At 53.1% G+C, this 9022-nt stretch carries 6 protein-coding genes and 2 pseudogenes; 5 read left to right on the forward strand and 3 right to left on the reverse strand.

Translation table 11 applies throughout. The features are described 5' to 3' along the window. Positions 1-1076: 1076 nt before the first annotated feature. Positions 1077-1699, reverse strand: a pseudogene (locus tag CD175_RS24835) (transposase); the annotation flags it as partial. Between the two features lie 229 nt (positions 1700-1928). Here CD175_RS24835 and csrA point away from each other — a divergent pair. The 4 genes and pseudogenes from csrA (at position 1929) to CD175_RS24855 (ending at position 4600) form a co-directional block, all read left to right on the forward strand. Then, positions 1929-2117, forward strand: coding sequence for a carbon storage regulator CsrA (gene csrA, locus CD175_RS24840; protein WP_104450802.1), 189 nt, complete (start codon positions 1929-1931; stop codon positions 2115-2117). A gap of 237 nt (positions 2118-2354) precedes the next feature. Beyond that, entirely contained in the window at positions 2355-2678 is a 324-nt protein-coding gene (locus tag CD175_RS24845; protein WP_104450803.1) for a hypothetical protein, read from the forward strand. A gap of 448 nt (positions 2679-3126) precedes the next feature. After that, positions 3127-3622: pseudogene (locus CD175_RS24850) on the forward strand (transposase); the annotation flags it as partial. A gap of 351 nt (positions 3623-3973) precedes the next feature. Continuing rightward, the gene (locus CD175_RS24855; protein ID WP_104450804.1) at positions 3974-4600 is read left to right on the forward strand and encodes a response regulator transcription factor; all 627 of its coding nucleotides are present in this window, start codon (positions 3974-3976) and stop codon (positions 4598-4600) included. Between the two features lie 55 nt (positions 4601-4655). On the opposite strand, the gene CD175_RS24860 is transcribed toward CD175_RS24855, so the two are convergent. Both CD175_RS24860 and CD175_RS24865 read right to left on the reverse strand, forming a co-directional pair. Then, positions 4656-5066: a response regulator gene (locus CD175_RS24860; protein WP_104450805.1), complete on the reverse strand. Its 411-nt coding sequence runs from the start codon at positions 5064-5066 to the stop codon at positions 4656-4658. A 3-nt stretch (positions 5067-5069) separates the two neighbouring features. After that, complete coding sequence (locus tag CD175_RS24865; RefSeq protein WP_104450806.1) at positions 5070-6272, reverse strand: EAL domain-containing response regulator; 1203 nt, start codon at positions 6270-6272, stop codon at positions 5070-5072. 246 nt (positions 6273-6518) lie between these two features. Here CD175_RS24865 and CD175_RS24870 point away from each other — a divergent pair. Next, on the forward strand, positions 6519-9022 hold a 2504-nt coding region (locus tag CD175_RS24870; protein WP_205886351.1), incomplete at its 3' end, for an inverse autotransporter beta domain-containing protein.

Genomic DNA, 9022 nt, shown 5'->3' on the forward strand with positions numbered 1-9022 from the left:
GGGTTAGGTAAGTGGAGAACGCTTGACCGGAGACGGCTACTAACCCATACCTAGGGGACCGTTTCGACGGGCGCAGATCAATATAGTCTCAATCAGCCACGGACCTACCCGCCCCCACAGGGGACTGCCCACAGACGCCAACTTGCGGTACCAATTGGACCTCCACCCGGAGATTGTCTGCTTTCCCGGACGCAGGTCATTGCTGGCGATCGGCTGACGGTCCATTGCTCCAAGGACGCTAAAGCAGTTTTCGGGTATGTCGCCCATGCGTTTCATCCAGTCGCGCACGACTCGAGGCACGGGCGTAGGAGATCTGAAGGTTTTTCCCCGCGTTGCCCGTGGCGTTGGCTGCTGGCCAGCGCAAAAAAAAGCGGGAGTTTGCAGTTCCGCCCCTTTTTTGTGGAACAACGCCAGGCGCAACTGCTCTACCTTGGCCCTGTCGAGTCCGGACGTCCTGTTTTCCCAATGTCCTGCATACTTCGTTTTTTGTCGCCCAGACATGCCTCGAGAAAATTATGAAATTTTCCATAATTGCGCATAAAGTTGATTTTTTAGAGTTTTTATCAAGTTATATAGTGTGCGATCACAAAAAAAATCTAAAATTCTTTGTTGTCACACCATCCTGGCACTCGCATTTTTGCTCTTGCTCCGCGCACATCACCTAGCACTCCGGCCAAAGCAGCTCGTTCTTGGCACTAACCCCTCTCCATCAAGAAAGCTAACGAGCTACATTTAGTCGAACTCATCGGTAGAGAGCTGCCCATTGCTGTTGGTAGAGATAGGCGGCAATCGGCTCAGAGTGTTTGAAATGCTCATAGCCTCATCGTCTTTGATCATCAACACTCGTTGGGTGAGCGATCGCACGATCAATACGGGCCGCATCGGTCGTGACCTGGAGTACGTCAGCGCTGTTTTTACAGCCTCTGGGATGGGCTAAAATCAGCCTTTTTTATGCCGGCAGCGCCTTTTATCAAGCTGTGGGCAACGATTATTTTTATCCCGTTTCATGTTGTAGGCGAGCACATTTCAAACTCATCTCCGAGTCCACCCCGGCCAGTTTCTGCGTCAGGAGGCGCCCCATCAGCGTTGGCTCCGGAGGTCATCGGGTTGGGCACATAGGCCATGATGTCTACAACGTGGCAAGTCAGGATTTCGCTTTTGAAATAACCTCGATCAGCCACTCCCGACAGCGCTTCTGACGCTATCACCTCGCGGACCTGCTTAGCCATTGAGCTGGGTTGATCGCGGTCGGAGCCGACGTTGGTGACCTCATGCGCAACGATTAAATGGGGCTGGGGATAGACCACTGTCTGCACGTTGTAGCCGATGATTCCGGTGCTGTGATTCATCATAGAGCGGGCGTCTGGATCGGTCGGTGAGACTTGTTAATGGGGCGATTCGTTGGGCTGGCTTTCGATCGGCTGAAGTTCCTTAATTTGAGTGTTGAACTTGGCGATTTTCTCTTCCAATAGGAAGTCTTTTGGTTCAGAGCATGTGGGTTCTTGGCGATCGGCAGCATCGGGTACCGTTAGGTAACGGTTGATACTCGATTTAACTTCCTCCATTCGCCGCTTCAGTTTTTACGCTGGTGAAATTGCGGTCACGGTTGTTGACGTCCTTGAATTTACTACCATCGATGGCGACCAGATTTTCTCCGAGCATTCCAAAAAAGCTGACACAGTCCCACGAACTGGCGACAGGAAGTACACATCGAAATCGACACACCAAAGGAAAAGCCGGTGCACCGTGAAGAGATCTCTCAGCGTATTAAGGTCGAGATGCTGACTGCTTCAGTTAAAATTGATAGAGCAAAGCAGTGAGCTTTTGGAATAAGCCTATCTTTCGAAATATTAAGGATATCCCTACAGACAAGTCGGCATAGAGGGTTTTAAGTGTTTCACTCCAAAGAACTAAGGTAAGGAGTAAGCATGTTGAAGATTACACGGCGCTGCTCAGAGTCGGTCGTTATTGGCGAGCGAGAAGTAACTCTCACGATCTTGGGCATTGGAGGCCAATGTGTGAGGATTGGTATCGAAGCTCCGAAGGAAGTTGCAGTGTACCGTAAAGAAATTTATGACCGGATCACGCTGGTAGCGCCGCTACCAACTAACCGTTAAACCACATCTCGTCAGTCTGGCGTTAACCGCCCGACCCCCTCCTATCCATGAGGGCGCATCGGTGAGCTCTGAAGCCTATTCTACGGGTGGTTGGTTGCCATTCCTCAGAGCTCACCAGTGCATTAAGATTATCGCCGTACAATTTTCAGGAATCACCTACATGCATGTACTCGCGACCATATTCAACATGCGCCATCCGGAAATGAGCCCGGATTTCATTCGCATAGGGAAATATAAATGGCGTTGATCTACTGCACCAAGTGCAAAAATGAAGTAAGTAATACCGCTTGGGATTGCACTACATGCGGACTCCAACGTCGAAAGCCACGTCGTGCCGTATTCGGAAAATTCATCAAGTGTTCTTTTATCCTATTTAACCTTCTAATGGCTTACTGGTTTTTTGCTGGAATGGAAGCGGCTACTGAAGGCGTGTCCGAAGCGAAGAAGTCAGGAGCATCTATTGGTGCTAGTCTCGGCGCATTTTTTATTTTCTTTATGTGGGCAACTGGAGATGCAATTTTAGGGTTGCTCATTCTGTTTGCGCGCTCTAGCAAGAAATAATGATCGCTATGCTTCGTCTAAAAAAATTTTCGTGCATCTCTAAATATCCTATCTACTCCGCGAGCGAGGAATTTATTTATTCGTTGGAGTTTGATGATTTTGGCGCGCGAAAAATTAAGTAATTGCATGGATTGAAGTGGAAGTTCAAAAATTGATGGTCTATTTATATGTGTGGAGAGTCAATCTTGTGAACGATGGACAAGTCAGAAATCAAGGCCTTCTAAGGTCTGGTCGCTGCGAAAGATCAGGATAAATTGAATGTCGTGATTGAGGCAAGCTGCGAGGGGGTTATTGATATTTGCTCTTATGCAAATTTTGAAATGTATAATCAATAAATAAAATCCAGTACGCAAAAGGCCAAGATGATGGCGCGCGTGCCGTCGCAATTGGTTGCCAGCAACCAATACTCTAATTATCTGATCGTCAAGATCTCGGGGAGGGGGCGATCATGAAGCGGTTCATTGAAGGTGAGGCTCGCAAGTTACGTGGCTGCCGGAGTGCTTGGACGATTACGTTGCCGAAGAAAATCCGGTGCGAATGGTCGACGTTTTCGTCGATGAGCTCGACCTGGGAGTACTTGGGATTGAAGGTGTTGATCCTGCTGCAACGGGGCGTTCTGCCTACCATCCGGCAATATTGCTGAAAATCTATATCTGCGGTTACCTCAATCGGATTCAGTCCAGCCGCCGGCGTGAGCGTGAGGCGGAGCGTAGCGTCGAGCTGATGTGACTAATGGGGCGTGTTTGGTTCCGGACTTCAAAACCATTGCCGACTTTCGCAAAAACAGCGGCAATGCCATTTGCAGCGTACGCTGCCAGCTATAAGTGCTTTGCCGCAACCTCAATCTCTTCTTTCGGTCGATCATCGCCATCGCCGGCAGCAAATTCAAAGCCGTCAATAATCGCGACCGCATTTTCACTCAGGGCAAAGTGAGGGCGCGCATGCCCATATCAGTGCGGTCACAAATGGCACATGGCAGCGGTGGTCAACCCCGGCGATCACTAATTCTGAGCGGAAGCCCTGCGCGATATGAGGGGTTTCCCTACGGAGGTTTCTTCGTTTTTCTGACATTTTACTCTCGAAGGTTTTGCTGGGATGGTGAGGCTGGCTGGAGTGAATGATAAGGGGGTGGCTACCCCTTCCTCCTTTTAGGTGCATGCCGTTTCGTGAGTTGATTTTCATTGTCTCGCCAAAATCTGGATTTAATGACTAATCTGTTTGGATGCGAATCAAGTGGCCTCTGGCTTTGCTTGGGGTATAGGTGGGTGCATCCCTGTTATAAATGGAGTGATTGCTTGGCTAGAATATTGATTGCAGACGACCATGCGGTAGTTCGCATGGCTGTGCGCCTTTTGCTCGAGAAAGCCGGACATGAGGTCGTGGGCGAGGCCGATAGCGGAGTGGATGTCATTGCGCTTGTAAGGGAACTCGTCCCTGATTTAGTCATTTTGGACATTGACCTCCCGCAGCTGGATGGATTTGCTGTGCTGCAGCGGCTTTGTGGTGGGGGCGAGCGCTCCAAGGTTGTGGTTTTTTCCGGCCTGCAGGCGGATCGCTATGCAATCCGCTGCTCCAGAGCGGGGGCCTCGGGGTTTGTCTGCAAGGACAGCGATTTGACCGAGTTGCTGAGTGCTGTGCAGATTGTTCTAGCCGGCTATACGCTGTTTCCGACAACGGATTTTTCTTCCGTTGATAGCTCTTCCAGGCTGGCCTCAGAAGAGACTCTGGTCAAAGCTCTCTCGGACAGGGAGCTGACTGTCCTGCGTAACTTGGCCCGTGGTCATCGTGTCAAGGACATCGCTCGAGAGCTGATGTTGAGTGAGAAGACCGCTAGCACTTACAAGGCCCGGCTTATCGTTAAATTGCAGGTGGGCAACTTTGTTGAATTGGTCGAATTGGCCAAGCGTAATGGGCTTGCTTGAACTCTGTATCGAGCCATTCCTGTGAACGGGTCAGTTGGTCCGTAAGTGTTCGGGGCTATTTCTCTGCCATTAGCGGGGCCAGCGCCTGTAGAAAAAGCTTCGGGGGCAATGGTTTGCTTAAGCAGGCAAGTAGGGGGAGGTGGTGTTGCTGGGCTGCCCAAAGCAGTTGCTGGAGTGCAGGGTGATCTTCGATCCCGCTGATGATTATTGCGTGACTAATACCGCCCAGCTTGTAAGCCTTCTCAATCAGATCGATGCCGCGACCATCCGGTAGGTGCTGATCGCACAACAACAGGTCGTAACGGTTACCGTTCTTGATGGTCTCCAGGGCTTCAGTGCAGTCGAGTGCCGGGGTCAGCCTAAATAAGCCCAAGTGATTCAGTAGCATCTCTAGGCCGATCAGCTGAAATGGATGGTCTTCGACCAGTAAAATTCTGGGGCCTCCCAGTAGATCGTGCTCACCCATTTCTCAAGCCCTCTTCTGTGTTGCCCGTGCTTGTTTGTGCTGATGTAGCCAATCCATGAATTCGGGGCCGGGGAGTGGGCGGGCAAACACATAGCCTTGGCCGATTTGGCAGCCCAGACGCTGTAGCAGGGTGAGTTGTTCGTGGGTCTCGATGCCTTCGGCTACGAGTTGGATGCCGAGGTTGTCGCTTAGGCGCAGCAAGCTGTCCACTGCCGCCAGGCTGCGCGGGTTGTGGGTCATGCTGCGGATGAAGCTCATATCCAGTTTCAGCTCGCTACAAGGCATTTCGCAAACGCGCTGTAGGGAGGAGAAGCCTGCGCCGAAATCGTCAATGGAAACCCCGCAGCCAAGCAGGCGCAGGCGCACCAAGTTTTCGATGCTGGTGATAGGTGCCTGCATTAATCCGCTTTCGGTGATTTCTAGGATCAGGCTTTGTGCCGGTACCCGCTCCGCGTCCAGGTTTTGGCGAACGGCTTCCAGTAGGTCGGGTCGTGCAAGTTGTTCGGTCTCCACATTGATCGAAAGGCGAAGCTCACCAATCAACCGTTGTTCGCGTAGGAAGCTAAGTGCTTGTCGTGCGATTGTCTGTGTCATGACATTCAGAAAGCCAAAGTGTCGCACGGCCCCTAGAAATAGCCCGGGAGAAATCAGTCCGTGTAGGGGGTGTTGCCAGCGAACGAGGACCTCCATGCCGATTACTTCTAATGTCTGCAGGTTGAGTTTCGGTTGATAAAAGGGAATAAACTCACCGTCGTTCAAGCCACTCTGAATTTCGGTGGCTGAGGGCAGTTCGTCGATAGTGGGTGGGGCTCGATGTGGGGCGCTTGGGCAGTAACGCAGCATGAGCACTTTTAGCTCGTCGCGAGTGAAGGGTTTGCCTAGATCGCCCAGTACTTGATAACCCGTCAGTCGCGCGAGCTGTTGGATGGCCAGCCGCAGATCCGGCGCTATAGCGCTGGAGATGATCAGTGCGGCGATGTAGCCAATTTCAGCGGCTTCGCGCAAAAAAGTTAGGCCGTCGATGCCATGCATCTGGATATCGCAGATCAATACATCGAAATGGCCTTCATGCTTCAGCAGGGCGAAAGCTTGCTTGCCGCAATCAGCTGTATGGACATTTGTGTAGCCAAGCCCTTGCAATGCCAGGACAAGCATTTGACGAGTCATTGGGTGGTCTTCAAGGATCAGAATTTTAGTGCTGTTCATTGCTAAAGCTCCGCTGGAAACCACCCAATTATCGTGAGCTTGGTAAGCGCATGATGCAGGCCATTCGCTAATTCTGTGTAGGAAATACCGTCAGAGATCGAGGCTCTGCAGGGCTAAGGCGGGTTGCATTGAAGAGGGTGTCGAAAGAGGGAAATCCCTACGTAATCTGAAGGGTTGGCTGGTCGGGAAGCGGGGCTGCGGGTGCCAAGATTGCCGTCGTTAAATCTAAACGACGGTACTCCCTCGGTGAAAAAGCAAAAATATCCACGTCAGTCTTATACCGACCTTGATCAGACAAATGCGCCGGCCCCAGAGTTTGCCAAGCGCAAACGTAGTCGCCTAACGGCAGGCATTGTTCTCGCTCTCTATGGCTACGAGGCTCTGGCGATGCCGCTGGCTACAGCCGCGACACGAATCGAAAGCTCGCAGAAAATGGTTGATTCTTCAAATGAGGACTCGTACGTACTGTATGTCCCGCAGCAGGGGGAAACTCCTGCCGAAGTGGCGCAGCGCTTTAGTGTGAGTGAGTCCGCATTGGCTGTTTTACGGGCTCAGGTGGCTAGTTACGGTTGGTCCGGTCGTGTGTGGCTGGTGCCTAAGCGGTCTACTGGCGAAGCCACTCTCTATCCAGGCTATGTGCTCTATTCACTGAAGAAGGGCGAGCGTCTGGACTCGTTGGCGTTACGTGTTAACCGCTCAGTGCGCGAGCTGGTTCGCCTCAATGCTCAGGTGATGGGGGAGGCCGCTGTTGCCGACTTGAAGGCCGGCGATCTGGTTGTGCTGCCAGCCCCGCAGGTAAAGGATGTAAAAGCGGCCGAGTTGTCCGAGCGTGAAAGTCGCGCATTCGAGCAGCGCCTGGCGCAAAACGTGTCGCAAGCCGCTCAAAGCTACCAGGCCTTGCAAGACTCCAACGGTGGTGCGTCGGCCAGCAGTCAGCTGATGCAGCAGACGGCCACTGGCGCGAGCAGTGCTTTGTCGCAGGGTGTCGAGGAGCTCCTCAGTCCTTTTGGTCGCGCGAAGATCAATGTGCGCACCAATACTGAGACCAAAGACGTTGACATCGAATTAGATTACCTGCATCCCCTTCTGGAAGGTAATGATGACATCCTGTTTGGCCAGGTGGGTGCGCGTACCTTTGACGAACGCAACATCGCCAACGTTGGTCTGGGGTATCGCAAGCAGGTAAGTCCTGGCCTGATGCTTGGTGCTAACGCCTTCGTTGACCAGGACTTCAGCAATAATCACACCCGTGGTGGCGTGGGCGTTGAAGCCTGGACCGAAGAAGCTCGACTGGCGGCCAACGCTTATGCACCCCTGAGTGGTTGGAAAGAGTCGAATCGGGATCACTTGAACACCGACCCAGAGCATTTCGATCTGCTAGAGCGTGCAGCTTCCGGTTGGGATGTGCGGGCGGAAGTGGCGTTGCCTGGTGCGCCAAAATTGGCCGGTACGGCCAAGTATTTCCAATGGAATGGTGAGGGTGTCGACGCCTTTGGTGGTGGTCGGCTGGAAAAGGATCCTAAGGGGTACAGTCTTGGCGCTAAGTGGCAGCCGATCCCTCTCGTGGGTTTCACGGCGGAGCACCAGAAAATTCATGGTGGTGATGGGCAGTGGCAGGTTGGGGCGAGCCTCACCTGGAGCTTTGATCGTGATCTGACATCTCAGCTCAACCCGGACAAAGCGACAGCGCTCAGGCCATTGTCAGAGGCGCGTAAGGATTTTGTGCAGCGCGAATACAACGTGGTGCTGGATTACAAGCAGAAAGAGAAAAAAGTGGAACCGCTGGCTTTCGTGGTCAACGAGTTAACTTTGTATTCTCCGGCCGCCAGTGCGAGTGCGGTCAGTCAACCGAGCCCCGCGCTAAAGGGGGTTCGCTCCAGCATGGCGCTCACGTATGTGAAGGGGGCTATCGATTTTGGTCAGGCTGCTGCCTCGAGGTCCGCTCAGCTTTACACAACGGTTGATCCCGTGACTGGGGTTGTTGATGTCCCTCCAGGCATTAGTCCGCGAAGCGTTCAGGTAATTGCGCAGGAGATGTATAACGGCGTAGTTACCCGTGAGGCTTCTTACACGCTGATGCTCAAGGCGCCTAAGGACACCGACGGTGACGGCCTGGCGGATAGCGAGGAAGAAATCCATGGCACCGATCCGACTAAGCCGGATACCGATGGCGATGGACTGACTGACAAGGAAGAAGTGGATGCGGGTACCGATCCGTTAGACCCGAATGATCCGGGGGCTTTGGCGGCTCCGATCGTTGACGTCACCGACATCAAGGGTGTGCTGCAGGTTGGCCAGACCCTGACCGGTGAATACAGCTTCAACGCGAACGGTGGCAACACCACCGATGCGTCGACCATGCAATGGAACAACGGTGGTCAGACTGACACCGACGCCACCTACTTGCTGAATGCCAGCGACGTGGGCCGGGTACTGGAGTTTGAAGTGACCGCGAAGAACGGCGCCGCTGTCGTGGGTAACACCGACCGTCTCGACACGGCCAACGCGCCGGGTGTTTCGGGTGGCGGTACCACGCCTCCAGGTTCGATCATCGACCCGGTGGCGACGCCAATCGTTGACGTCACCGACATCAAGGGTGTGCTGCAGGTTGGCCAGACCCTGACCGGTGAATACAGCTTCAACGCCAACGGTGGCAACACCACCGATGCGTCGACCATGCAATGGAACAACGGTGGTCAGACTGACACCGACGCCACCTACTTGCTGAATGCCAGCGACGTGGGCCGGGT

It is taken from the genome of Pseudomonas laurylsulfatiphila, from assembly GCF_002934665.1.
In the GTDB taxonomy this organism is placed as follows: domain Bacteria; phylum Pseudomonadota; class Gammaproteobacteria; order Pseudomonadales; family Pseudomonadaceae; genus Aquipseudomonas; species Aquipseudomonas laurylsulfatiphila.